Below are 25556 nucleotides of genomic sequence, written 5' to 3' on the forward strand. Positions count from 1 at the left end.
GTATGAGAGATGATTTTACACCACCTGGTTTTCCATATTTTGAATATATCTTAAGGGGCATGGCATGATGAAATTTATTGCAATGTTGTTAGTTTTTGTCGCAGGAGGTGGTAGTGTCTACCTGCTCACAAATTTTAAAGATGTAAATACATTAAAGGAAAAACAACCTCTTTATTGGGTAAACCCGATGGATCCAGCTGATAAGAGACCTTCTCCAGCCAAGGACACAATGGGAATGGATTTCATTCCTGTTTATGAAGAGAAAGCTCAAGGTCAAGGGTCAGCTGGCACAGTTACAATATCACCGGAAATACAGCAGAATCTTGGTGTTCGTCTCGATCAAGTCAAACGAGCTCCTACTTATCAGGAAATTGATACTGTTGGATATGTTGGATATGATGAAGACCGTCTTGAAGCTATCAACTCACGTATGGCTGGCTGGGTACGAACCCTTGCAATTAAAAGTGAGGGGCAAAGGGTTACCAAAGGTAGTTTTATTTACGCATTATATGCCCCTGATTTAGTAAATGCGCAGCATGAATACTTGTTGGCCATGAATAGCAGTAACCCTTTGTTGATTCGAGCCGCAGAAGGGAAACTCAAGGCGCTACAAATTCCAAGTGATCAAATATCTATTTTAAAGCGAACTAGGAAAGTGCGTGAAACAATTAATTTCTATGCACCTAGTGATGGATATATTTCTGAGCTAAAAATTCGAGAGGGACAGTACGTAGAACCAGCTGAGGCGCTATTTAATATCAGCACATTACAACAAGTTTGGGTCAGTGCAGAAATTTTTGAGCGCCAAGCTACCGTATTGAAATTGGGAGATCCAGTTACCATGACTCTTGATTATGCGCCAAGCAGAACTTGGGTCGGTAAAGTTGATTATTTATATCCCACCCTAGACGCATCAACTAGAACGCTTAAGGTCAGGCTACGCTTTGATAATCCAGACGAGTTCCTTAAGCCGAATATGTTTGCTCAGATCAACATAAAAGCCGGTGGAACCGAGTCTAATCTTGTGGTGCCTAGTGAGGCTATTATTAGAACAGGAACGCAGAATCGAGTAGTGCTGTCATTAGGTGATGGGCGCTTCAAATCTGTTGAAGTCACTCTCGGTTCTCAGTTTAGGGAACATATCGTTGTTACATCTGGAGTTGAAGAAGGTGATGAGATAGTAAGGTCTGCTCAGTTTTTATTAGACTCTGAGTCAAGTATCAGTTCCGACTTCCAGCGCATGACTGCATTTCGTCCTGCTCAAGTCTGGGTCAATGCTGACATCGTTGATATTGGTCAGAATAGGCAGATCACAATTGCACACCAACAAGTACCAGAATGGCAATGGCCAGCAATGCGTATGAGCTTTGAACTTGATAAGAGTATTGCTCCTTCAAGTTTAAAGATGGGTCACTCCGTGAGTGTTTTGCTAAGGCAGGATGGGGAACGATACATTATAACTGGTATCAAGGAGCCGATTGCTAAAACAAATATTAAAAATTCAGATTCAAATAGTAGCAACGGGAAAGGTAAGGCTCCATCTGCTCCACAATTGGACCATTCCAAGCATGATATGGCCGAAATGGATGAGATAGGAGGTCAGAAATGATCACATCAATAATTCGATGGTCTATTGGCAATCGATTCCTTGTTCTTTTGTTAAGTGTGTTGCTCACTGCATGGGGAATATGGTCAGTCAAGCAAACTCCTGTTGATGCGCTGCCTGATTTGTCGGATGTTCAAGTTATTATCAAAACAAGTTATCCTGGGCAAGCACCACAAGTAGTTGAAGACCAAGTAACTTACCCATTAACCACCGCCATGCTTGCTGTTCCTGGTGCAACTACCGTCCGTGGTTATTCTTTCTTTGGTGATTCTTTCGTTTATGTTCTATTCGATGACAATACGGATTTGTATTGGGCGCGGGCGCGAGTTTTAGAATACTTGAGCCAAGTTGCTCCTAATTTACCATCTTCTGCGAGGCCCCAGCTTGGGCCTGATGCAACTGGTGTTGGTTGGGTCTATCAGTATGCACTGATCGATAGAACAGGTAAGCATGACTTAAGTGAATTAACCTCACTGCAAAACTGGTTTTTAAAGTATGAATTACAGACTGTAGAGGGGGTTTCTGAAGTCGCTACGGTTGGAGGAATGGTTCGTCAGTATCAGGTTCGTGTAGACCCCAATAAGCTGCGTGCATATGGTGTACCTTTGTCTTTAATTCAGACAGCAATAGAACAAGGTAACCAGGAAACAGGTGCTTCAGTTATCGAGATGGCCGAAGCTGAGTATATGGTTCGCTCCAATGGGTATTTGAAAAATGTCTCTGATCTAAAAAACATTCCATTAGGAACAAATGTACGTGGTGCTCCACTATTGCTAGGTGATGTAGCGGATGTGGTAACTGGCCCTCAAGTACGTCGAGGCATCGCAGAGCTCAATGGTGAAGGTGAAGTCGTTGGGGGCATTATCGTCATGCGTTATGGCGAAAATGCACAACACACTATTGATGGAGTTAAGACTCGTCTTGATGAATTAAAAAGTAGTCTACCAGATGGGGTTGAGATAATAACTGTATATGACCGCTCAGATCTAATCCAAAGAGCAATCGACAACCTTTCAGGGAAGTTACTGGAAGAGTTTATTGTTGTTGTATTAGTTTGTTTAGCATTTTTATTCCACCTACGGTCATCGTTAGTAGTGATTATCACCCTACCAATCGCAATTCTAGTTGCATTTATAATAATGAATATACAGGGTGTCAACGCCAACATAATGTCTTTGGGAGGGATAGCCATCGCAATTGGAGCAATGGTTGATGGTGCAATTGTAATGATTGAAAATGTCCATAAGCATATGGAACAGACACCCCTAACTAATGAAAACAGATGGAAGGTAATTGGAGAGGCCAGTGCAGAAGTCGGCCCTGCTATATTTTTCTCTCTATTAATTATTACCATGAGCTTTTTACCAGTATTTGCTCTTGAAGCACAAGAAGGGCGGATGTTTGCTCCGCTCGCATATACTAAGACTTATGCTATGGCCGCAGCTGCTGCACTTGCAATAACGTTAGTCCCTGTTGTAATGGGGTACTTTATTCGTGGTAAGGTACTTGCTGAACAAGCGAACCCAATTAATAGATGGCTAAGTCAGGGTTATATACCTTTACTGAAATGCGTCTTAGCATGGCCGAAGGTGACTCTTACTTTAGCATTTATCGTGACCGTTGTTGGTTTCTTGCCTTTAAAATATTTAGGGTCTGAGTTTATTCCTCCACTTGATGAGGGGGATCTGATGTATATGCCGACAACGGCAACAAATATCTCGGTAGGGAAAACGCGAGAGATATTACAACAAACAGATAAGCTGATTAGAACTGTCCCTGAGGTAAAGAATGTATTCGGTAAGGCTGGCCGTGCGGATAGTGCAACAGATCCAGCTGATCTTGTTATGATGGAAACCACTATTCAGCTGAAGCCTCAATCAGAGTGGCGTCCTGGGATGACACCAGAGAAATTACGGGAAGAGCTAGACTCATTAATTCAATTTCCTGGTTTGACAAATGCGTGGGTCCCCCCAATCAAGACTCGAACAGATATGCTCGCAACAGGAATTAAAACACCTGTTGGGATCAAGATTGCTGGTCCAGATCTTAAAGTGATACAAAAAATAGGACAGCAACTTGAGAAAATTGTTGGCAGTGTAGAGGGGGCATCATCCGTGTATGCTGAGCGTGTCGCCGGTGGTCGTTATGTCAAAGTTGATATCGATAGACTGAAGGCTGCCCGATATGGACTCAATATTGCGGATGTTCAAGCAGTACTAGCAACGGCTGTGGGCGGCATGGATGTTGGACAGACGATAGAGGGGCGAGAGCGATATCCAATCAATATACGCTATCCACAAAGCTATCGCGACTCAGTCGCTAGTCTAGAGTTGCTTCCTTTGATCACTCCCAAAGGTGAACGAATTGCTCTAGCTGATGTTGCTCGAATTTATATTAGCGATGAAGCCCCAATGTTGCGAAGTGAAAATGCTAGGTTAAATGGTTGGGTATATGTTGATATTAGTAATAGAGATATTGGATCATTTGTCGCGGATGCAAAAAAAATGGTCGGAGAACAATTAGTTCTTCCTGCTGGGTACTCTATTACTTGGTCTGGTCAATACGAATATATGGAACGAGCTAAAGCTCGCCTTACCTATGTAGTCCCATTAACCGTTGCCATCATAGTTCTATTGCTTTACTTGGCGTTTCGGCGTGTTCAAGAAGTGCTTCTTATTCTTACGACCTTGCCTCTTGCTGTAGTTGGTGGCATTTGGTACGTGTGGCTAGCTGGATTTAATATGTCAGTGGCCGTTGGAGTTGGATTCATAGCACTTGCAGGTGTCGCTGTAGAAACAGGTGTATTGATGTTGATCTATCTCAACCATGCTTGGGATGATCTCGTTAAGAACGATAAACTTGATAATGCAGGATTACATGGTGCCGTTATCCATGGAGCTGCAATGCGACTACGTCCTAAAATGATGACAGTGGTAACGATAATTGCTGGCCTATTACCTATCATGTGGAGTCATGGGACTGGCTCTGAGGTTATGCAACGAATAGCCGCGCCAATGATTGGTGGGATGGTAAGCGCACTCGTTTTAACTCTCTTAGTTCTACCTGCGGCATTTTACTTATGGCGTAGACGTACTCTGAAGAGCATCACTAATACTACAGGTGTTGATATGCCTGAATAACGGTTGGTGCACAGGCGGATGCATTATATGAATATGCATCCGCTACTTTCGTTTTCTTTATTTACAATCTGTTGGTATCTATCATGATGAACAAAATGTTTTTACCTATACTCGCTCTTCTTAGTAGTTACACGCATGCGGAGGGCTTGCTAGATATTTATAACTTGGCGAAGCAAAAGGATCCGCAACTTCTTGAGTCAAAGGCAATGCGTGACCAATCATTCGAAAAAATCAATGAAGAGCAAGCATCATTTCTACCAAAGATAAATCTTGGTCTTAGTGCTAACTATGTTGACGATAATCTGGATATGCAAACTGGGAGCGCAACGAATAGTGCAATCAATCTAGAGCAATCTCTCTACAACAGTGCTAATTGGATTAATCTTGATTTAGCTGCGAAGAATGCGACACTATCAGATGTTTCTTATGTTCTTGAGCATCAAAACTTAGTGCTTCGTACAATACAGACATATTTTAATGTTCTCCAGGCTGAAGATTCGCTGATTTATTCTCAGGCAACGAAAAAGGCAATTCAGAGGCAGCTTGCTCAAACCCAGCAGCGTTTTGAGGTAGGTTTGGCCGCGATTACTGATGTACATGAGGCAGAGGCCGCCTTCGATCAGTCTTTTGCCGATGAGATCTATGCAGAGAACACGCTTGAAAATAGCTATGAGGCTCTACGTGAGTTAACTGGTCTTGAGCATAGAAAGCTTAATAAGCTTGATACAGAGCGTTTCAGTCCTCAAAAAACTTTATGGAAAATTGATAAGTGGACTGATGCAGCAATTGAAAAAAATTTGGCATTACATCAGGCTCGGATTAAAAAAGAACTTGCGAAGATGCAGATCGATTTATCTAAGTCAGGACATAAGCCATTAGTTGATCTTACTATGGGGTTATCTTCAACTTATAATAACTACAAAGATAATACAGTTAATACGGACGGTTATTCCAATCAAGGCGACATTGGTATTAAATTTTCATTGCCACTATATACAGGTGGTGCAACAGCATCACAAGTCAAACAATCTTCTTTTGACTATGTTGCTGCCAGTGAGCAGCTGGAGAAAAGTTATCGCTCGGTCATGAGTGCAGTTAAGTCTTCATATAACAATGTTAATGCAAGCATAGGAGCCGTTCGAGCATACCAACAAGCTGTAGTTTCTGCTGAAAGTGCTTTAAAAGCGACCGAGGCAGGATATGAGGTTGGCACTAGGACTATCATTGATGTATTGGATGCTAATAGAAAATTGTATGATGCAAAGACAAAGTTAGCTATTTCTAGATATAGTTACATAGTCAACGTTGCCACATTGAAATTAAATTCAGGGTCTTTAGGTAAAAAAGAAATAATTGATATTGATAATGGTTTAGTTAATTTAAGGTAGTTGTGTGTAATCTATTTTTCAATAGGCATCAGTTTTGCACTGATGCCTTTTATTTAACCTGGAAATTCATTTCTCTTATTTATTTTTTTCGGAAGGTTTTTAGCACTTGTTACTATTAGTGCATAGCTATAAACTCATGCAGAAAATATAGCGACCTATAGGGCTGTAGTTTTTAATGTGGATTTAAGTTTTATAAAGACCATTGTTTAAATAATCCGCACTATACGTGCGAATTGCTCCATTTGTTCTTTCATCCGCTTTATTTCACAAATCGATGCTTCTTGAGTGGAACGAACTGAGAAGTCGGTAATCTGATCACCACCATCCCCTTCCAGCCAGCATCATGGGCAAGTTACTTCATTCCATCACTGAAATTGGCTTCAATATAGCAGGTCTCTGATTAATCGTGTCTCACTCATCTTCTGTATTGATGCCGATGCCATAAGCAACTGGTTCCACCATGGCTGTGATGGGTTATAGGGCCGCAGTCAGCTATACACCGACCAGACTACCTGTACCTTTCGATGTTCAAGGGGATTTGCAGCCTTACCCTGCGAACCACTCAGAGACTATGCGACTCCCTGTTTTATCTGATGAATGTGCTGCCGTGTGCCCGCACAATGAAGTTTATCGATCAGCAGCCCACAAAAGGGGTATCACCGACTTGGTTATCGACTCGACCGGCCTGAAGGTGTTTGGAAAGGGTGAGTGGAAGGTAAGAAAACACGGTGCCGAGAAAGGTTGCGTCTGGCGTAAGTTGTATCTCGCGGTTGACCTAGCGACTCACGAGGTCGTGGCAGCGGAAGTGTCGTTGGAAAATATTCATGGTGCTGAGGCGCTGCCAACACTGCTCAATACACTACGGCGCATTATGCTGATGCTGTCTATGAGAGCAAAGCCAGCCATCAGCTGATAGCGCACAAAGGAGTGACGGCCTGTATCCTGCCTTGCAACAGGGGCCATGGAAAAAGGGGCACCAAGAAATGAGGTCGCGCTGGTGATGCGCAAGGAAGGACGCGCACACTGGAAGAAAATGCCTGGGTATCACCGTTGTTCACTAGCATAAACGGAAATGTATCGGTTCAAACAGTTGCTGTCAGGCACAACCTGCCTGCGTATCGACAACGGCCAGGTAGGGCGATGGAGTATGTGCGCGAGATAAACAAACTGAGCATCTTTAGACTTCCTGTCAGGAAGTACCGAGTGTAGCAGTCACTTGGGGCTGAGGAAGTCGTAGCTTGATAGCTGATTTAGGAAACAACGCATCTTTCATCCCCTTATATTGCCACTTTGTCATTTTGATATGGGTGTGCGTATTTTTTGGTAAAGGTTATTTTGTCATCTTGCGTGTATATAAAGTCGATTTGTAAACCTTGCTCTATTATTCAAGTTAATGATCTAAATCAGTATTTTTTAGTATGATATAAGGGATAGCTGCTTTTAGCGTCTAAGAGCATGGATATAAGGGGGTTGAAAGACTGGTTTATCTTCGCTGCATAGCAGCGGAATGTCGGAAAAAATTTTTTTGCTCTCATAATTAGTAAATGGACAGTTTTTCGAATTTTTCAAGTGGTACAAATGAAAAAAAGTTAAAAATTCATTGTATTGCTGTTTTTTTAAACGATTGTTGGTGGTTTTTCGCTATCAAGGTGTTTCAATTTACTTCATGAAGCGCAAGCTGCAAGCTCACAAGAACCATTCGAAACGAAAACGAGCTCCCGCCTTGTCTATCAACTGGTTGCAGTAGCTCCACCCAGCAGCAATAAATCCAGTTTTTCATCAGCTCCGGTCTGAGATTTTCAGCCTGTATCTCCATCCTCATTACCAGCTCTGCTGGTCTGCTGCATGTGTTATATTCGGCTCAAACATTGAGCTGAATGATGGGCTGGGTCGGCTCATTATTGAGACCCTAGCATGTTGGATGAGGAAATAGTGGAATCATTTTGGATTTGGCAACAAGCAGACTGGCCCCATTTTCGTTGGCGGGATAGCGAGATATTGCCCAGATTACGGCAGGTTCAACGCAGGCAGGGAATTCTAATCGGTCGTCATTCCAGGTTGGGGAACCCCGACCAAACGTTGGACACGTTATTGGCTAACATCATCGCCTCGTCCGCTATCGAAGGCGAACGCCTCAATGCACAATCCGTGCGTTCCTCTCTGGATAGGCGGTTAGGAGGCTCACAAACTCAGTCCTATCCAGTATCAGAGCGCTCAGAGGGGCTCGCGGTCATGATGCTGGATGCCATCGACAATCATGGACAGCCGTTGACGATTGAGCGGCTTTACCAATGGCATCGTTGGTTGTTCCCCGTCAACGAATGGTCGGTGCAGCCAGTGAACGTAGGGCAGTTGCGAGGAGATGAGCCGATGCAGGTTGTCTCTGGGCGTGTTGATCGCCCCACCGTGCATTTTGAGGCACCGCCCAGAGCAACTCTGGACGATCAACTGGCCGAGTTCATCCCCTGGTTTAACCAGACTCGGCATGACCCCACGATGGATCCACTGCTTCGTGCGGCGATTTGCCATCTCTGGTTCGTGACCCTGCATCCCGTTGATGATGGTAATGGGCGGCTCACGCGGGCATTGACCGATCTCGCGCTGTCACAGGCTGACAGCCACAGCATCCGGCTGTATGCCATGTCAGTTGCGATTCTAGAGCTGCGGGGTGACTACTATCGAGCGCTTGAGTCAGCGCAGAGGGGCTCGCTAGATATTACCTCCTGGATCTGTTGGTTCCTCGACACACTGGATTACGCCATAGAGCTGGCATTACAGGTTATTGAGCGTTCTCTTGCCAAAAAACATTTCTGGTTGCAGCACTGTCATGATGGTCTGAGTCCAGAGCAAACCAAGGTTATTAACCGTTTATTGGATGGCGGCCAACAAGGTTTTGAAAATGGCATCAACGCCAGCCAATATCAAAAAGTCGCCGGAGTCAGCAAGGCGACGGCTACACGCCATCTGGCCGAATTGGTGGGTAGGGGGTGCATTGAGAAATTACCTGGTGGCGGACGCAATACACGCTATCAGATCCGCTTGCACACCGAGGGAGTTTGAAAAAGCATCGCCATGGGGCGTTAATTTCATCTGGTAGATGAAAGCTGCGATTGGTGTACAAATGACGCTATTTAGTTAAATGTTGACGCCATGATGTGTGCCGTCAGGCATATGAACGAATAGACTTAACCGACAGTCATGGCTCTCAACTAATCTTTTGAGTGATAACAAACTATCGAGAACATCGGGATCTATTGTAGGAACATCACCAGGCCCGAGATTTGAAAGCAGTTTGGTCACACTGAGACGTACCAGTTGCTCTTCGGCCAGAGCCTTGGCTCTCTGGACAACCTCGGGTGATTCGGATGAAATCATATCCTCCAATGTCCTCCCCATACGGTGCTCCTACTACAGATAGAATTAAAGGCCCACGCCGAGCTGGCATGGGCTCTCAGCACTAGATCAAAAACTCTTCCAATGCACGACCATTAGCCACTGCTTCTGCGATGGTCTTGGGCATGCGACCTTGGCCAGTCCAGGTTTTCTCCTGACCGTCTTCGGTGTATTTGTATTTTGCAGGACGAGGAGCGCGCTTGCTCTTTACTGTACCCTCTGCTTTTGCAGTGGTTGCAGTACCAACAAGCTCACTCGGATCTATGCCCGCTTGTTTCAGCAGCTCGGTAAACTCAGCCAGTTTTTGCAGGCGTTCAGCGGACTCTTCTCTCAATTTGCTCTCTTGCTGCTCACGCTCAGCAAAAATCTCTTCGAATTTTTCTCTGATTTCGACCAGCTGCTCGAAAGAGAGCTCGCGCAATGCAGCTCGCAGACTACGAATATTCATCAGTATTTTCAAAAAATCGTTCATTTTTATCCTCATGTATCACATTTTTATATCAGGAAAATTATCTCTCAATCCCAGCATCAGCTCCACTGTTTTTGGCACCAAGATGATTCGAAAAAGCATCATTTAAAAATCCTGAGCTAAATTGCGTTTGGATCTACTTATTGGCCTAGCTCCAATCTGCTATGAAAATATGTAGCTAAAAATTAAATCCAAGTGGTAGTGAGCGTTGAGACCACCTCACCAGATGAGCCGATGAAGGATCTTGTTCGGCTCACGAAATGAGCCGATAGGACAATATCATTGGCTCACAGAATGAGTCGATGATAAGAAATTTTAGATTTGCCCCTTGAGGATCCAGACACTTCGCCCCTCTTAACTTAAGAGGAAGTCTTGGATGACTAGGCCACTACACATCCATGTCTCCAGAAAGCAAAAAACCCCGCAACGAGGCAGGGTTTCAGCATTTTTTCAACTTCGCACTCAGGGTAGCGACTCTCCCTTGTTTCAACTTCGCACTTAGGGTAGCGAATCTCCCTGTGCCTTGATTCTATGAAAGGTGAAGCCGCTAGTCAACATTATTACTGGCATAACCAGCATTGAGCACTTATTTGATATGTTATTTTTGGATGCCTTTGCACTCAAATTTTGGAGGTGTTTTCCAACCTGTAACGCGCCCGCTGCGTTTGTTGATCCTGCGGTATTCATTCCCCAACAGGATTTCCCATTCAGAGCCGTTCTCCGATAGAACCTGAAAAGTAGTCCCCAGCTCAATGCCTAAACCTGGTTCAGTACAGACCAACTCGGTCATCAGCCCTCCTCAATGCAGGGGCATTTGGTTGTTAATTTTCCACTCAAAACGACAGTTTGGGGTAGGATAGCTCATGAGAGGTCGTGTTTGTACAATGAGGAGTGCTACATGATGCCCTATGCAACCTATCATCCTAGTAGTGACGCAGTTACTCCGAACCGTCTCCTAGAAGGTCTTGGTATTCCTCGTGACCCACTAGGAGCACATCTATGGATCGTGGCTGGCGTTGCTCCTGGCATCATTCATCGACTGGCTGAATTGATGAGTGCAGACATAGGTTTGATATGCCGCTTAGCAGGCATTAGCCGCCACACTGTTGCTCGCAAGCTGAGGATTGGGGCTCCCCTATCAATCTCTCAGGGTGCCAGGATATACGGCGTTGTACAGGCCCTCAATGCGGCACTATCCCTCAACAAGAACGATACTGCCAAGGCGTTGTCATGGCTAAACAGACCAGCCTGGGGCCTCGGTGGCGTGGCTCCAGCCACATTGCTGAATACACCGATGGGGGTTCAGGCTGTTGTGAATTTGGTGGGACGGATTCAGCATGGGGTGTGCAACTAAATCGAGGGTTCTGATAGGCGAATCCCCACAGAATGCTTCAAAAACAACCAATCTCATCATTTTTTGAAATTTATTTCATTTACCCCACTTGAAAAATTCGGAAAACTGTCCATTTACTAATTATGAGAGCTTCAATGAAATTTAAGCCGCTCACCATTATTCCGCTGCTACGCAGCGAAGATAAACCAGTTTTGTACACCCACGGCTATTATTTCATCAATAAACACTCATAATTGAAGGTCATAACAATCTAATAACGAATTCTATCGAAGGAGATACCCTTACAATAACTGGTTAAATTAGTGCCTAAGGCACTGAATAGTAAAACTTCAATTTATTTCTTGCATATATATCAATCATATGGGATTCACGCTACATGGTGTCATGAAGAGTAGTTATTGATATGCACTCGTAAATTCGATTCTTACCATCGCGTTTAGCGTTGTAAACCTGAATGTCAGCTGCATTTATAAGCTCTTTTGCACTAATATCTTTTTTACTAACAGCAACCCCACCACTGAGTGTTACTCGAAGAGCATCTTCACGCCAGTCCAGATGCTCAACACCATGCCTTAATGCCTCCAGTAAAGATATCGCCAAGTTCCCAGAGCCCACTTCAAACAATACAGCTAATTCTTCTCCACCATATCGACAGAACCAGCCATGCTCATAAAAAATTGAATTGCCAAGTTTCGCTACTCTTTTTAATACAGAGTCACCAGTTTGGTGTCCGAACGTATCGTTCACTTTTTTAAAGTCATCTAAATCTAACAGTGCTAAATAAAATGGCTCTTGCTTTTTTAATAGCTGAGAAAGCTTTATGTCAAAAAATCTACGGTTGTATAAACCTGTCAGTTGGTCAACATTAGCCTGTAAGCGAGCTTCTGATAATTCATGTGTCGATTTGTAGTGGTCAAGTAAAACTGGCCACGGTTTTATAAGCAGCCCAATACTGCCGCTCGGATTCATTTGGTGTCAAACCACCGTTGTAGTGATGGGGACGAATGTTGCTGTAATAGCCCATCAAATACTCACTGATACTCTCCCTGGCATCGACCACTTTTTTGTAGCCATGTTCAGGAACCCATTCACTTTTCAAACTACGAAATAGCCGCTCCATCGGCGCGTTATCCCAGCAATTACCTCGTCGACTCATGCTCGGTTTTATCCGATACCGCCATAACAGTTGTTGATATCGACGACTGCTGTAATGGCTGCCCTGATCAGAGTGGAACATCACCCCCTGTGGTTGTCCCCGTTGCTCATAGGCCATGGTCAGGGCCTTCATCGTCAACTCACTATCAGGTGCGAGCGAGAACGACCATCCAATCGGTTTCCTGGCAAACAAATCCATTACTACCGCCAGATAGCCCCAGCGTTGGCCAGTCCAGATGTACGTCACATCGCCGCACCACACCTGATTGGGGGCCGTCACGGCAAACTGTCGTTCCAGTAAATTAGGGATAGTGACATGCTCTTGCTGTGCCTTACGGTACTTGTGCTGTGGTTGCTGGCGACTCACTAATTCCAATACTTTCATTAGCTTACTTGCTCGATAACGACTGAGAGGCCATCCCCTCTCAGTCACGATCCCCGCTATCGTGCGTGCGCCAGCAGACCCATTGCTGAGTTCATACGCACGGCGTATTTCGCTGCGCAGTTCGACAAGCTGGGGAGAAATGGTCGTTACCCTGCCAGCCCAATATTTATAACTGCTGCGGTGGATCCCGAACACCTCGCAAACACGGGCAACTGCATGGCTCTGCTTGAGTTTCTCGACTAGCGAGAACTGTTCAGGGAGTCGGACATCAAGAGAGCAGTAGCCTTTTTTAGAATGGTATTTTCCTCTTCCAAGCGACGTAAGCGCTTTTCTAGCTCACGGATCCGAAGTTGTTCTGGAGTCAGAGGTGTCGCCTTGGGAGAATTCCCAGCCCGCTCGGAACGTAATTGACGCACCCATAGTTCCATGGCTGATTTGCTAACGCCCATCGCTTCGCAGGCAGCGCGAATGGCGTATCCCTGGTCTAGGACGAGCTGCGCGCACTCGAGTTTGAACTGAGGAGTAAAAGTACGTCTTTTTGATTGCGTCATCATGCCACCTGTCAGTGTATGAGGTGAGAGTATCACCTCTAATCAGGTGGCCAAATTCACTATGCCACTACAATTTTGCCACTTCGTCATACACATGTGATAACTCAACCATTCTATTCTTAGGTGATTTTAATGAATTGTTACGACTTGACCTTATAACATTGTATAGCTCATTGAGCATGCGTTGAAAATAACGAGACCATGACAATGCGAGTAACAAATAAAGGATGCATGTTAGCGCGATGACACCTTGAACATTAAGCGACACACTCTCAATGACACCTTGTAATGTAGATTCTGGAACAACACTAACCAAGATCCAGTCTTGACCATCGACTTTGTTATATGCCACAAACATCCCAGATTCTTTATCATGGAATACGCCTTTTTCTTTTGTGAACTTTGAAAGCCAGGTCATATCTTTCATGGGAGTAAACATTAGTTCTTTATCAGGATGAACTAGCATCTTACCAGCCCCATTCACCAACATCTGATACCCAGCATCTTGCTTATAATTAAGCCACTTTGATATAGGTTGAAGTAATGTATCAATTGAAAAGACACCAACTAACTTCCCTGTCGGGTCTTCAATTGTTTTAGCTAATGAGAGGGATAGCGTTCCGTAAATGTAGTCATAATATGGTTCAGTCCAAACCATCTTGCCTTTATTTTTAACGGCAAGTTGATACCATGGCCTTATGCGTGGGTTAAAATTTGAGTCTGGTTGCCATTCAGGATGAACAAGCAATTGTCGATGCTCTGTGCCAACATAGATGTATTGTAGCCCAGCAGTTTCCTGATAACGCCGCCAGTCGTGTAAGTATTCAGATTGATGCGTGATCTTATTATTTATAAAGTCTTTATAATCAACCTTGCGATAGATAAGCTCAAACTGTGTTGTGAGGGTATCAAGATATGGCTTAATCAAAACATTATGAAGTTGATCATTCTTGGATACTAACTGTTGCTGTAAATCACGTTGCAGAGTGACGGTCATATGATAGTAATAAATGGCCCCGAGAATTAATATGGGGACGAAAAGCAGAACTAACCCAAGACGCATGCGGGAAATCAATGACCATGTTTTCCACTGGGTTTTATCACTCATTACACAGACATCCTGTCTGAAAAAATCTGATGGGCTAACCATACCAGAAAGCTTTAAATGAGCCCATCATTGTGATCACCCTCCTCGAACCTGAACGAGCCCCCTCAGGACGACTTGCTCGATAACTACTTACTACCGTTCATACAATCTGAACGTTAAGGTTTGTCTACGATGAAGACGATGGCCTGAGCTTTAAAGTCATAAGTGTCTGAATATATTATATTTTCAATGGTATGTGTCACACTGCATCAAATTTATAGTAACAATAGCCAAAGCCCCGAACACATCTACAGAGACACCTTCAGGCACAGTGTTCAGATCTAATCGCCTGGCCTCCCCAAACAACCTAGTGGTGTGCTGTTCGAGAATCTCATCCAGCTCTAAAGATGAGATGGATCTTCTCCAGCGAGGGTGAGCCTTAAAGTCCTCTATAACGCAGTGTTGCAAGCATAAATGTGGGACTTCGACCCACCCGCCTGAGTCAACGGAGGTATGTACCTTGGCTTGAAAAATGACTCTGACCATCGTGAAACATCCAGATGCAAAAACTGGGAGACTTGATGATATGAGGTTAGTTCATTAATGACAAACAAGTTAACTGCGGAATGGCTTTTTGCTAGGATGGTCGAATAAAACTAGGGGGATTCTAGGCGAGCTCTTGTTTGTCGAGCGAGCGACAACCACGCTACCAAGAGTGCAAACACTGCTCCTGTCATCAAAGATGAGATGGCTCGAAATCATAGGTCTACCTACTGTAATATACTGTCAGTACATCAGATCTACAGATGCACAGTATATGTTGGCAGCGTACAGTGCCCACACAACAAGGAGATGTTGATGCAAAGCCCTGTAGTACCGGATAACGAACCGCTTCGCTTAGACGCATTGCGCCGTTTAGCGATACTTGATAGCCCCGCAGAGGAGCGTTTTGACCGGATTACCAGGATGGCTCGCAACATGTTTGATGTGCCCATCGCATTGGTTTCATTGGTGGATGAAAACAGACAGTGGTTCAAGTCATGTTGTGGGTTGCCGGTATTGGAGACACCGCGAGACATTTCTTTTTGTGGTCATGCAATTCTCGGTGAAGAACTGTTTGTAGTTGAAGACGCGGCCCAAGATCCACGATTTTCTGACAACCCCTTAGTCACGGGGGAACCACACATTCGCTTCTATGCAGGCCATCCACTAGAAGTTGGGAACGGTTTGAAGCTGGGTACATTGTGCATCATAGACTCTAAACCCAGGGGTTTTAGCCCACGAGACCAAGCGCTGTTAGCTGATTTGGCATCCATGGTTGAGAGTGAGTTACAAGCCGTTCAGAGAGCAACCATAGATGAATTGACGGGGATAACTAACCGTAGAGGATTCATGCTGCTCGCCGAAAAAAGTTTGAAATATGCATTTCGTGTAAAACACCCAGCGGCCTTACTTTTTTTAGATCTAAATCACTTCAAACTAATTAACGATAAGTTTGGTCATGACATTGGCGATGACGCGTTGCGACATATTGCCGAGTTGTTATGCCGAGTATTCCGCGATGCTGATATATTCGCTCGCCTTGGTGGGGATGAATTCGTTGTCCTTTTACCTGGCACTGGTAGTGAACATTGTCAGAGAATTAAAGAGCGGCTGAATCATGCAATAGATGACTTCAATAGTCATAGTGGTAAGCCATACCAGTTGTCATGCTCCTTAGGAATTGTTATTTACGATGCTAGTATTCCACCTGATTTAGATCAACTACTCCGGCAAGCAGATGAGGAGATGTATGTATGCAAAGGGCTGCGTTCATAATAGGCATCGATTCATTCTATGTCGTTCGGCGTTGTAACTCTAGATACAGGGCGTGCGAGTAATCTTTAAAGTTAAATATGTAAATATTACAAAGCAATCCAGTAGTCATCATATATTTTTCATTTAAAAATGAAGAAAGTTTAATTTTGAGCTATATTGAGCGTATGATATGTCAATGTGAGATCTATATGTTTTCACAAAACCTTATAAAAAACATATTTTATATTTTTTTCATTATATTCTCGCTAGGTGTAAGTGCTGTTGAAAACACTATAGTTTTGGTGAGTTCAGATGACACCTTCAAATCAAGGTATGGATGTTGGCTTCATAATATTTACAGCGAGGCATTCTCCAGACTAGGATATAAACTAATTTATCGTGGCGTTCCTGGTGGACGAGCCCCAATTCTGGCTGAGAATGGAAGTGTCGATGGAGAGATACATCGACCATTAGAATATCAGCAACAAACAAAAAATATGATTAGAGTGAACGAGTCACATTTTTATGTGACTATCGAGGCATATGTATATGATAAAAAGTTAGAATTTAATTCTTGGGATGACTTAAACAAAGATGGTTTAAAGATTGAGTTTAGAAGAGGTTCTAAGCGCGCAGGAGAGGTTCTCTCAAAGTTGATTAAACCATCTTTACTTACTGATGTGAATACGACAGAACAGGGATTGAAAAAACTGATAAAAGGGCGTACAGATATATTTATTGAGCAAACCCTTGTATTTGATAAAAACAAAAAAGACCTACTTGAAAGCTCACCAGAATACGAAAAAGTACATTCGGCTGGCGTTGTAGATAAATTAGAAGGCTATGCCTATCTTAATAATAGGCATTTTACGCTAGCACAAAGATTAGCCTCTACGCTAAACATGATGAAAGTGGAAAATAAGATTGAACAGTTGAAAGATAAATATTGCTACCATGATTAACTAGAAATATTTTTTGCCGCGCATTGTAATATCATCCTCCATGGTCTCCCCTTAGCCGCAAGGCTTCCATTGAGGCCGCTCATGATGTGATGCTGGCTTGGTCTCCTGTCGAGTTGAATCCCATGCGAGAAGCTAATGTGTTAACGATCACACTACAACTAAAATCCGTCATATGTAATGCTACATTCCATTCTGTTGCATCTCAAAGAATGCCATACTATTCGCGTTTAAAACCGATATGAAAAAAGGAAGCAAGGATGCAACCTCTTCATGAAACCTCAGAGCCCGACTTTCTACGCCTAGATGCGTTACGCCGTCTTCAAGCACTTGATTCCCCTACAGAGGAACGTTTCATTCGTATAACAAGGATGGCTCGTAATATTTTTGACGTGCCTATTGCCCTAATATCCTTTGAAGATAATGAGCATGGATGGGCTAAACCTTGTTATGGTCTAAACATGCATGAACCACTTCCGAATATCTCCTTTTGTAAAAAAGGGTTTCTCACAAAGAGCATGCTTGTTATAGAGGATACAACTCAAGATCCCCTATATGCTGAGAATCCGATGGTTATTGGGGAGCCATATATTCGCTTCTATGCTGGACACTCATTAGTCATAACGAATGGACTGCACATTGGTTCCTTGTGCATTATAGATCGGAAGCCAAGGGTTTTTGGTGACAAAGAGAGACTTTTATTTACTGACTTAGCATCTACAGTTGAGAGCGAGTTACGTGCTGTACAAATGGCTACAATAGATGAACTTACTGGGATCACTAATAGACGAGGGTTTATTCTTTTAGCTGAGAAATATTTGCAGCATGCATTTAGAACAAAGAGAAGTCTTTCATTATTGTTTATCGATTTGAATAATTTTAAATCGATAAACGATCGCTTTGGTCATGATGTGGGAGATGATGCATTGTGCCAAGCTGCCAGACTAATAAATATGGTTTTTAGAAACTCTGATATTTGTGCAAGATTAGGTGGTGATGAATATGTAGTTTTAGTTCCTGAGACAAACAATGAGTATTTACAATATATGCGTAGTAGGATAAATATCTCATTTGATGAATTCAACTTACACAGCGGAAAAGCCTACACCCTATCTTGCTCAGTAGGTATAGTGAGCTATAATCCCACGACCCCACCAGATCTAAACATGTTACTTCGATTAGCAGATGACGAAATGTATCGTTGCAAGCAAGATGGATAAATTAGATGCTAGCCATGGGTAAATTAATTATGTGTTCTCAGCAGGAGATTAATGAGTTACAATGATAAGAGCAACATGAACTTTTTTATCTGTGCTCATTCAGATTATTAAATCTACTTAATAGTTCTGTTGTGCGCCCATATAGTGACGGCGACTCTTGATTTTAGATTAAGTTTTCTTAAAATATTTTTCACATGTATTTTTACAGTCCCTGGTGATATGAATAAAAGTTTGGATATAACTTTATTCGAGTGGCCCTCAGCAAGAAGCTTTACTACATCAATTTCCCTATGGCTTAATGATTCGATAATGCCAACATTTATTTCTGATGATAAACTTAACATGGGTTTATTTTTTGGCTGAGGGCTTTCAACTGATGCATCTGCACATATACTCTTAATGCAGCTGATTAAATCAAGCGGTTCAATATCTTTTGAAAGATATCCATTGGCTCCGAACCTAAACGCTTCTACAACATCAATTTCCAAATCTGACTCGGTGAAGATAACGACCTTGCTTTTTATTTTCTTTGCTCTTATTCTCTTCAGCGTTTCTAATCCATTAAGCACTGGCATTTGAAGGTCAAGCAATATTAAATCTGGTTCATATTCTACTGCCAGATCTAATCCTTCTTTACCATTGCCAGCCTCTGCAATTACCTTCATAAGGTGATCTGTTGAGAGTGTAGCTTTGACTCCTGCCCGCAATATAGCGTGGTCATCTACAAGCAATACTTTTAATGCTTGCATTTCTTCGATTGAAACTTTGTTATCCATAACTACATTCTCAATACCATGCTAGCGTCACATTACACCATACGTGCATAAAAAACACTATAAATCAACACGTTAACCAATATGCAGGATGCAACTCTATAATGGCCCATAGCTATGTATCTTTATCATTTTAACCCCAGTCGTTTGGCTAGACGATGTAAGTTACCACAATCAATGTCTAAGGCTCGTGCTGTTGCAGCCCAATTATCATTATGATCTGCTAGTACCTTTTTAATTAACGCAGACTGAAATGCATCAGTTGATGCTCTCAAACCCATTTGGTTACTAGCGAAGTCATCCATATTTTCGGTAGGACTTATGCCAGATTGAGGCATTGGTGGTATAGCTATACTGAAATGATGGGTTGCAAGCGTCAGAACCGGACTTCGTTGCTCTGCTCTAGCCAATACGGCACCACGATGAATGGCATGCTCCAGTTCGCGCACATTACCAGGCCAGTCATAGCCCTTCAAAAGATGCAGTGCTTGAGGTTGGATCCGCAGTTGCTCTAACCCCATACTCACTCGACAGCACTCGCAAAAGTAACCAGCCAGCAAGGAGATATCATCCTCTCTGTCTCTCAAGGCTGGTACATGTATAGGGAAAACACTCAGGCGATGATAGAGGTCTGCTCGAAACTCGCCATCGATGACCGCTTTCTTCAAGTCTCGATTCGTTGCAGCAAGCACACGTACATTGACTTTTAGTGGAGTGTCATCACCAATCCGCTGCAAGTCTCCATATTGAATGACACGTAGCAATTTTGCCTGCAATGATAAGGATAATTCACCAATTTCATCCAGGAACAATGTGCCCTTATCCGCTAGTTCAAATTTACCCGCACGGTTATGAATAGCGCCTGTAAACGCTCCCTTCACATGTCCAAATAGTTCACTCTCTGCTACGGATTCCGGTAGAGCTGCGCAATTGAGATATACCAATTTGCGATCTGCCCGTGGCGAGCCAAGATGTACAGCTTTTGCTATTAACTCCTTACCTACACCCGTTTCGCCCAAAATTAGGACGTTTAAATCAGTATTAGCAACTATATCTACTTCATGCTTTAGCTGCTGCATCGCCCGAGAATGCCCGATTATCTCGAATCTATCTGCACCTGTTGGTGTTGAAGGTATTAATGGCTCACTGCTCTGGCGAGCTAAACGCTCTAGTAGTAATGAGTTACTTAACGCCGCTGCCGCTAGCGCACCAACTAAACGCAACTCTTCATCGCTAATGTCATCAAACTGGGCAGGATTCATTCCATCGATGGTCAATGCACCAATCAAGACTTGATCGGAGAACAAAGGTAAACCAACACAAGCATGCACCTTAAATTCTGCATGATCAGGGATCAAGCCATCATAGGGGTCTGGCAAGTTACTATCTGCCGGAAAGCGTACTACGTCACCAGCACGAGCAATTGCCTCCATGCGTGGGTGCTCCTTGATGGCGAAACGGCGTCCTAATACGTCCTGCATTAAGCCATCGATGGCGAGCGGGATGAACTGGCCTCCTTCGTACCGTAGCAAGGCTGACGCATCTGAGTTCAGTAGGCTGCGAATACTCTGGATAAGGCGGTGGAATCTGTCTTGATGTGAAATCCCCAGCTGTATGTCTATAGCAATACGAGCCAAACTGTCTGTCGAAATCATCGTTAGTGTCCAAATGACATTAATGCTGTCATTTAAACAATATCAACGCTATGTCATTTTAACAAATCAATAAATTAAATCTCATAAAAACAATAAGTTATGGGTTGGCATGTTAGCTGCAATAGTTGATATCAAGAAATACCAACTATTACATACTGAGGAATTGCCAGATGACCATTCATGTCAAAAACAACATTCACTGGGTCGGCCAACGGGACTGGGAAGTTCGAGATTTTCATGGTACTGAGTACAAGACAAACAAGGGGACGAGCTACAACAGCTATCTCATCCGTGAAGGGAAGAACGTGCTGATTGATACAGTCGATCATAAGTTCAGCCGAGAGTTCGTTCAAAACCTTGCAGCAGAGATCGACCTTAACCTTATCGATTATGTAGTGATCAACCATGCTGAGGAAGATCACGCAGGGGCACTGACCGAATTGATGGCTCGTATCCCAGGCACTCCGATTTACTGCACTCACAACGCTATCGACTCAATCACGGGACACCATCATCATCCTGAATGGAACTTCCATCCAGTCAAAACAGGCGACAGTCTCGACATCGGTAATGGCAAGCAGCTGGTGTTCATTGAAACACCTATGCTGCACTGGCCCGACAGCATGATGACCTACATGACTGAGGACGCAGTGTTGTTTTCTAACGATGCCTTCGGTCAACACTATTGTGATGAGCATCTGTTCAATGACGAAGTAGATCAAACCGAATTGATGGAGCAGTGCCAACGGTACTACGCAAATATCCTCACCCCATTCAGCCCACTTGTGACAGCTAAAATCAAAGAGGTGCTTGGATTCAACCTGCCAGTAAGCATGGTGGCAACCTCCCACGGTATTGTCTGGCGTGAGGATCCGACCCAAATTATTCTCAAGTATCTGGAGTGGGCAGACCACTACCAAGAAGATCGTATCACCCTGTTCTATGACTCGATGTCAAACAACACCCGTATGATGGCCGATGCCATCGCACAGGGTATTCACGAAGTTGACCCTGGGGTCGCAGTCAAGATCTACAACGTAGCCCGCCACGATAAGAACGAGATCCTGACACAAGTGTTCCGCTCCAAGGGAATACTCGTGGGCTCATCCACAATGAACAACGTCATGATGCCTAAGGTGGCAGGCATGCTGGAGGAGATAACTGGCCTGCGCTTTAGAAACAAGCGTGCTTCTGCATTCGGCAGTTACGGCTGGACTGGTGGTGCAGTAGATCGTATCCAGACCCGATTGATGGATGCAGGCTTTGATATCAGCATTTCTCTGAAAGCCAAATGGCGACCAGATGGTTCTGCACTGGCAGAGTGCCGAGAGCATGGACGCCAGCTCGCTCGTCAATGGGCGTTACATCCTATTGAGGTGCCTCGCCCAGAAAAAGCAGCCCATCAAGTGCCATTCACTGTTGATATCTCCCCTGTAGAGGAGACCACCCAGTCAGTTGTAGCCGGAGTAGACGATGAGCAAGCAATGCTTTGCACAGTCTGCCAGTGGGTTTATGACCCCGCCTTAGGTGAACCGGATCAATTGGTTGCGGTTGGCACTCCCTGGAGCCTTGTACCGGAGAGTTTCCTTTGCCCTGGCTGCGGCATCGGCAAGGAGGTATTCGAACCATGCGCAGTGGAGGCATGTGTATGAGCGCATTAAATGAGCATTATGCTGGTTCCAGCCAGGATATAGTCATCATCGGTAGCGGCTTTGCCGCTCAGCAGTTGGTAAAAAGCTTGCGTAAATTAGATGGTGAAAGACCGATCCGTCTTATTACCGCTGATAATGGCAATGAATATAACAAACCGGACTTGAGTCATGTGGTCAGTCGTGGTTACACCGCCAGCGCAATGACAAAGTTGACGGGGGCTCAATTTGCTGAGCAGCAACGTATCATTCTGTCACCTAATACGATTGTGCATAGCATTAGTCCGAATAACAAAATGGTACACACAAATAATGGCGATTTTTCTTATGGCCAGCTAGTGCTGGCAACTGGGGCCAGTTCTATACTGCCTCCCGTTCCCAACTCGGATAAAATGGTAACCCTCAATAGCCAAAATGATTATGCCAATGCCGAACAATTAATTAAGAATGCAAAACGCATTATGGTACTCGGAGCAGGTTTGATCGGCTGTGAGTTGGCTATGGATATGGTGGGCCAAGACCGAATTGTGACGCTTGTAGATCTGGCGGACAGCCCCCTAAGTACATTAATGCCAGCTGCATTGAGTCAACCGTTACTGCAAGCCTTACGGGAGCAGGGGGTTGACCTAAAACTTGGTCGAGGTATCAAGTCGATACAAAGAGGAGATGCCAACGAATCCTTTACGATAGAGCTCACTGACAGCAGTTTCAGTGAACAGGATCTTGTCATTTCAGCTATAGGTCTACAACCGAATCTATCCTTAGCGATGAATGCGGGACTGGCTGTAAGGCGTGGAATTGTAGTGGATGAATACCTGAGAACATCGAGTGAGCACATTTATGCGCTTGGTGATTGCGTTGAGTGGAAAGGTGAATTACGCCCCTTTTTGCAGCCAATTGTTCTCGGTGCCAATGCATTATCTAAAACTCTGATTGGTAAGCCAACACCACTAACGCTTCCTCCAATGCTAGTGAAGGTAAAAACACTTCAATATCCTTTGCAGTTAGCTGGTAGAACAAAAGGTACAGACCTTTCATGGCAGTTTAGATGGAATAAAAATGGAATGGTCGCAGAAGCTCGCAGCGAGGATGGTGAAATGTGCGGCTTTGTCGTAGGTGGAGACCAAATGGGAGCTGCATTCCCACTTCTACGCCTTCTTTCTAGATGAATAATTGCTGGCTGAGCATATGCTCAGCCTTACTTAATTTCATAGATTATTAAGGATAAAACATGTCGCTACTGCATAGTATACCAGCTCATTGGGTTGTTCGCCGTTCAACCCCATTCTTTACAAATGAAAACGTACCACAGGCTCTATTAACCCATCACAATACAGCTGCTGGCGTATTCGGTCAGTTATGTGTAATGGAGGGGACGGTAACATATTACGGTTTTGCTGATGAAACAGCGGAGACTCCTGAAATTACGCTTGTAATCCGAGCCGGAGAGTTTGCAACCAGCCCACCTCAGTATTGGCACAGGGTTGAACTATCTGAAGATGCTAGATTCAATATCCACTTTTGGGCTGAAAACGTAAGCTCAGATACCCCGCTCATTAAGACGAGAGAATAAATTACAATCTGGTCATCGCCACAAACAAGGCTAACTACCCATCCAGATCAAAATAAACAACTGGAATGTTGTTTATGATTGGCTGTTTTTTCGATGGGGGTTGGCTAGATGAGTGGGATTGAAACCATAACCATGCTGAGTGGCTTGGTGTATCTGTTGTTGTTCCAGTGGCATGAGCGTTCAGGTTGGTCTTGGCTGCCATTCCTGATGCTAACCGCTGCTGTATGGTTGACGGTAGCAGCCAAGCCACCACTAAGTAGTTTAATCGTACTTGCTGTCGCTATTGGCATGCTTTATAGATATAAATTAATATCCGTATTTTATGATTCAAGAGATCAACAACTTCGTAGTTTAGTTAGATATTTCTTAGTTATATCGTGGGGGTTTGTAACAATACAGTATGGTGTTTATATTTTTCAACTCCACCAGGGTGACCTACCTTGGCTGTCTAGACCTGATATCGTAGATGGCTTTCTACCTATAGCGGGCGGTCTTGGCTTGCGAGCGTTGTTGAGTTTGGGCATTACTGATTACCACCACCCAGCGGCAACAATCACAGTCTTGGTTATTTCCTTATCTGGACTCATTTTAGGTCGTGCCTTTTGCTCATGGTTTTGCCCTCTTGGGGTTGTCGGTGAATGGCTGCATCATTTTCGAAATTTGCTGCTACCTGGTGAGTGGACTCCGCCAAAATGGTTAGACCTACTGCTCAAGTCTCAGAAATTTCTAGTTCTATCATTTCTGATGTTCATAGTTATTCTTGCTGTTCCAAATGTTGCACTGCCAGGGTACTTGATGAGTCAGTATCACCAAGCTGCTGACATGAAAATGGGAGCCTTCTTTTTCAACTTGAACTTCATATCAGGTATTTTTGTTGTCTGGGTATTAAGTGTCACGATGTTTTTCAAGCAAGGTTTCTGTAGATACCTATGCCCTTATGGTGGATGGCTTTCCTTGCTGGGGATTCTGACACCATTGCGTATTCGCAGGTCTTCCAGCAGCTGTTTACGAAGCAAGGGATACGATTGTGATAAATGCAGTAGAGCATGTCCATCAAGAATACAGGTTCATGAACTTATATCAGTCAGAAATCTTGAGTGTACAAACTGTTTAACTTGTATCTCTGCATGCCCAAAACAAGCTAATGCTATTCATTTTGGCACTGCGAATAAAAAGGTTTCAGCAAAGAAACTGCTTGCAATGTTGTGTGTTTTACTTCTCTTAATGCCATTGCTAGCTCATGTGATTTTCGATTTTTGGACAAGCAAAACACCATTAGAACAACGCCGCTACCTATTGGATATTCTGTCGAGTCTTTCACATTAGAGTTGATGTCTTATCTCACAAAAGCATAAATAATCAACATTGATGAAATAAGGTGTATCCAGGTTAGGTTGTGATA

At 43.8% G+C, this 25556-nt stretch carries 19 protein-coding genes and 2 pseudogenes; 14 read left to right on the forward strand and 7 right to left on the reverse strand.

From position 1 onward, the window contains the following. Positions 1-64: 64 nt before the first annotated feature. The 6 genes and pseudogenes from I6L40_RS09065 (at position 65) to I6L40_RS09085 (ending at position 9194) form a co-directional block, all read left to right on the forward strand. Positions 65-1609 carry an efflux RND transporter periplasmic adaptor subunit gene (locus tag I6L40_RS09065; RefSeq protein ID WP_017778712.1) on the forward strand — a complete coding sequence of 515 codons (1545 nt, stop codon included), beginning with the start codon at positions 65-67 and terminating at the stop codon, positions 1607-1609. Then, complete coding sequence (locus I6L40_RS09070) at positions 1606-4746, forward strand: efflux RND transporter permease subunit (protein ID WP_034524316.1); 3141 nt, start codon at positions 1606-1608, stop codon at positions 4744-4746. Before I6L40_RS09065 ends, I6L40_RS09070 begins: the two co-directional genes overlap by 4 nt. Positions 4747-4832: 86 nt before the next feature. Continuing rightward, a complete protein-coding gene (gene tolC / locus I6L40_RS09075) occupies positions 4833-6134 on the forward strand; it encodes an outer membrane channel protein TolC (protein ID WP_043146940.1) in 1302 nt (433 codons plus the stop codon). Between the two features lie 343 nt (positions 6135-6477). Continuing rightward, positions 6478-7343, forward strand: a pseudogene (locus I6L40_RS09080) (IS5 family transposase). 705 nt (positions 7344-8048) lie between these two features. Then, a pseudogene (locus I6L40_RS21025) lies at positions 8049-8252 on the forward strand (DUF4172 domain-containing protein); the annotation flags it as partial. Between the two features lie 114 nt (positions 8253-8366). Further along, positions 8367-9194, forward strand: coding sequence for a Fic family protein (locus tag I6L40_RS09085; RefSeq protein WP_254204100.1), 828 nt, complete (start codon positions 8367-8369; stop codon positions 9192-9194). Between the two features lie 397 nt (positions 9195-9591). Here I6L40_RS09085 and I6L40_RS09090 read toward each other — a convergent pair whose 3' ends face one another. Both I6L40_RS09090 and I6L40_RS09095 read right to left on the reverse strand, forming a co-directional pair. Beyond that, the gene (locus tag I6L40_RS09090) at positions 9592-9999 is read right to left on the reverse strand and encodes an H-NS family nucleoid-associated regulatory protein (RefSeq protein WP_042024860.1); all 408 of its coding nucleotides are present in this window, start codon (positions 9997-9999) and stop codon (positions 9592-9594) included. 595 nt (positions 10000-10594) lie between these two features. Continuing rightward, positions 10595-10786, reverse strand: coding sequence for a hypothetical protein (locus I6L40_RS09095; RefSeq protein ID WP_058059819.1), 192 nt, complete (start codon positions 10784-10786; stop codon positions 10595-10597). Between the two features lie 111 nt (positions 10787-10897). Between I6L40_RS09095 and I6L40_RS09100 the strand changes: the two genes are divergently transcribed. After that, the gene (locus I6L40_RS09100) at positions 10898-11350 is read left to right on the forward strand and encodes an antitoxin Xre/MbcA/ParS toxin-binding domain-containing protein (RefSeq protein ID WP_254204102.1); all 453 of its coding nucleotides are present in this window, start codon (positions 10898-10900) and stop codon (positions 11348-11350) included. Positions 11351-11722: 372 nt separating this feature from the next. On the opposite strand, the gene I6L40_RS09105 is transcribed toward I6L40_RS09100, so the two are convergent. The 3 genes from I6L40_RS09105 to I6L40_RS09115 all read right to left on the reverse strand — a co-directional run bounded on the left by I6L40_RS09105 (position 11723) and on the right by I6L40_RS09115 (position 14549). Then, complete coding sequence (locus I6L40_RS09105) at positions 11723-12319, reverse strand: GGDEF domain-containing protein (RefSeq protein ID WP_216995322.1); 597 nt, start codon at positions 12317-12319, stop codon at positions 11723-11725. Further along, positions 12264-13441, reverse strand: a protein-coding gene (locus I6L40_RS09110; protein ID WP_216995149.1) for an IS3 family transposase whose coding sequence is annotated in 2 segments (ribosomal slippage) — positions 12264-13183 and positions 13183-13441 — 1179 coding nt in all. Because the reading frame shifts where the segments join, the coding sequence is not laid out codon by codon here. Before I6L40_RS09110 ends, I6L40_RS09105 begins: the two co-directional genes overlap by 56 nt. Positions 13442-13508: 67 nt before the next feature. Continuing rightward, on the reverse strand, positions 13509-14549 hold the full coding sequence (locus I6L40_RS09115) for a cache domain-containing protein (RefSeq protein WP_254204092.1): 1041 nt from the start codon (positions 14547-14549) through the stop codon (positions 13509-13511). An 837-nt stretch (positions 14550-15386) separates the two neighbouring features. Between I6L40_RS09115 and I6L40_RS09120 the strand changes: the two genes are divergently transcribed. The 3 genes from I6L40_RS09120 (at position 15387) to I6L40_RS09130 (ending at position 18504) form a co-directional block, all read left to right on the forward strand. Then, positions 15387-16346: a diguanylate cyclase gene (locus I6L40_RS09120; protein ID WP_058055680.1), complete on the forward strand. Its 960-nt coding sequence runs from the start codon at positions 15387-15389 to the stop codon at positions 16344-16346. 188 nt (positions 16347-16534) lie between these two features. Next, positions 16535-17287: a hypothetical protein gene (locus I6L40_RS09125; protein WP_107683372.1), complete on the forward strand. Its 753-nt coding sequence runs from the start codon at positions 16535-16537 to the stop codon at positions 17285-17287. 257 nt (positions 17288-17544) lie between these two features. Then, on the forward strand, positions 17545-18504 hold the full coding sequence (locus I6L40_RS09130) for a sensor domain-containing diguanylate cyclase (RefSeq protein WP_156854051.1): 960 nt from the start codon (positions 17545-17547) through the stop codon (positions 18502-18504). Positions 18505-18617: 113 nt separating this feature from the next. Here the strand turns inward: I6L40_RS09130 and I6L40_RS09135 are convergent, their stop codons facing one another. Then, positions 18618-19280 carry a response regulator gene (locus I6L40_RS09135; RefSeq protein WP_193860213.1) on the reverse strand — a complete coding sequence of 221 codons (663 nt, stop codon included), beginning with the start codon at positions 19278-19280 and terminating at the stop codon, positions 18618-18620. 125 nt (positions 19281-19405) lie between these two features. Next, positions 19406-20932, reverse strand: a complete 1527-nt coding sequence (gene norR, locus I6L40_RS09140; protein ID WP_058053329.1) for a nitric oxide reductase transcriptional regulator NorR — start codon at positions 20930-20932, stop codon at positions 19406-19408. A gap of 170 nt (positions 20933-21102) precedes the next feature. Between norR and norV the strand changes: the two genes are divergently transcribed. The 4 genes from norV to I6L40_RS09160 all read left to right on the forward strand — a co-directional run bounded on the left by norV (position 21103) and on the right by I6L40_RS09160 (position 25480). After that, positions 21103-22584, forward strand: coding sequence for an anaerobic nitric oxide reductase flavorubredoxin (gene norV / locus I6L40_RS09145; RefSeq protein WP_017408675.1), 1482 nt, complete (start codon positions 21103-21105; stop codon positions 22582-22584). Next, the gene (norW, locus tag I6L40_RS09150; RefSeq protein WP_058055684.1) at positions 22581-23750 is read left to right on the forward strand and encodes an NADH:flavorubredoxin reductase NorW; all 1170 of its coding nucleotides are present in this window, start codon (positions 22581-22583) and stop codon (positions 23748-23750) included. Before norV ends, norW begins: the two co-directional genes overlap by 4 nt. A 62-nt stretch (positions 23751-23812) precedes the next feature. Beyond that, positions 23813-24154, forward strand: coding sequence for a DUF1971 domain-containing protein (locus tag I6L40_RS09155; RefSeq protein ID WP_075112420.1), 342 nt, complete (start codon positions 23813-23815; stop codon positions 24152-24154). A gap of 108 nt (positions 24155-24262) precedes the next feature. After that, the gene (locus tag I6L40_RS09160) at positions 24263-25480 is read left to right on the forward strand and encodes a 4Fe-4S binding protein (protein WP_164537383.1); all 1218 of its coding nucleotides are present in this window, start codon (positions 24263-24265) and stop codon (positions 25478-25480) included. Positions 25481-25556 lie beyond the last annotated feature (76 nt).

The organism is Aeromonas sp. FDAARGOS 1410 (genome assembly GCF_019048745.1).
In the GTDB taxonomy this organism is placed as follows: domain Bacteria; phylum Pseudomonadota; class Gammaproteobacteria; order Enterobacterales; family Aeromonadaceae; genus Aeromonas; species Aeromonas jandaei.

What these genes read in the sequence shown, in the direction of transcription:
- I6L40_RS09095 (WP_058059819.1), bottom strand. Translation starts at nt 10,786, where the DNA reads ATGACCGAGTTGGTCTGTACTGAACCAGGTTTAGGCATTGAGCTGGGG.
- I6L40_RS09135 (WP_193860213.1), bottom strand. Translation starts at nt 19,280, where the DNA reads ATGGATAACAAAGTTTCAATCGAAGAAATGCAAGCATTAAAAGTATTG.
- norW (WP_058055684.1), top strand. Translation starts at nt 22,581, where the DNA reads ATGAGCGCATTAAATGAGCATTATGCTGGTTCCAGCCAGGATATAGTC.
- I6L40_RS09115 (WP_254204092.1), bottom strand. Translation starts at nt 14,549, where the DNA reads ATGAGTGATAAAACCCAGTGGAAAACATGGTCATTGATTTCCCGCATG.
- tolC (WP_043146940.1), top strand. Translation starts at nt 4,833, where the DNA reads ATGAACAAAATGTTTTTACCTATACTCGCTCTTCTTAGTAGTTACACG.
- norV (WP_017408675.1), top strand. Translation starts at nt 21,103, where the DNA reads ATGACCATTCATGTCAAAAACAACATTCACTGGGTCGGCCAACGGGAC.
- I6L40_RS09070 (WP_034524316.1), top strand. Translation starts at nt 1,606, where the DNA reads ATGATCACATCAATAATTCGATGGTCTATTGGCAATCGATTCCTTGTT.
- I6L40_RS09120 (WP_058055680.1), top strand. Translation starts at nt 15,387, where the DNA reads ATGCAAAGCCCTGTAGTACCGGATAACGAACCGCTTCGCTTAGACGCA.
- I6L40_RS09100 (WP_254204102.1), top strand. Translation starts at nt 10,898, where the DNA reads ATGCCCTATGCAACCTATCATCCTAGTAGTGACGCAGTTACTCCGAAC.
- norR (WP_058053329.1), bottom strand. Translation starts at nt 20,932, where the DNA reads ATGATTTCGACAGACAGTTTGGCTCGTATTGCTATAGACATACAGCTG.
- I6L40_RS09155 (WP_075112420.1), top strand. Translation starts at nt 23,813, where the DNA reads ATGTCGCTACTGCATAGTATACCAGCTCATTGGGTTGTTCGCCGTTCA.
- I6L40_RS09160 (WP_164537383.1), top strand. Translation starts at nt 24,263, where the DNA reads ATGAGTGGGATTGAAACCATAACCATGCTGAGTGGCTTGGTGTATCTG.
- I6L40_RS09090 (WP_042024860.1), bottom strand. Translation starts at nt 9,999, where the DNA reads ATGAACGATTTTTTGAAAATACTGATGAATATTCGTAGTCTGCGAGCT.
- I6L40_RS09105 (WP_216995322.1), bottom strand. Translation starts at nt 12,319, where the DNA reads ATGAATCCGAGCGGCAGTATTGGGCTGCTTATAAAACCGTGGCCAGTT.
- I6L40_RS09125 (WP_107683372.1), top strand. Translation starts at nt 16,535, where the DNA reads ATGTTTTCACAAAACCTTATAAAAAACATATTTTATATTTTTTTCATT.
- I6L40_RS09085 (WP_254204100.1), top strand. Translation starts at nt 8,367, where the DNA reads ATGATGCTGGATGCCATCGACAATCATGGACAGCCGTTGACGATTGAG.
- I6L40_RS09130 (WP_156854051.1), top strand. Translation starts at nt 17,545, where the DNA reads ATGCAACCTCTTCATGAAACCTCAGAGCCCGACTTTCTACGCCTAGAT.
- I6L40_RS09065 (WP_017778712.1), top strand. Translation starts at nt 65, where the DNA reads ATGATGAAATTTATTGCAATGTTGTTAGTTTTTGTCGCAGGAGGTGGT.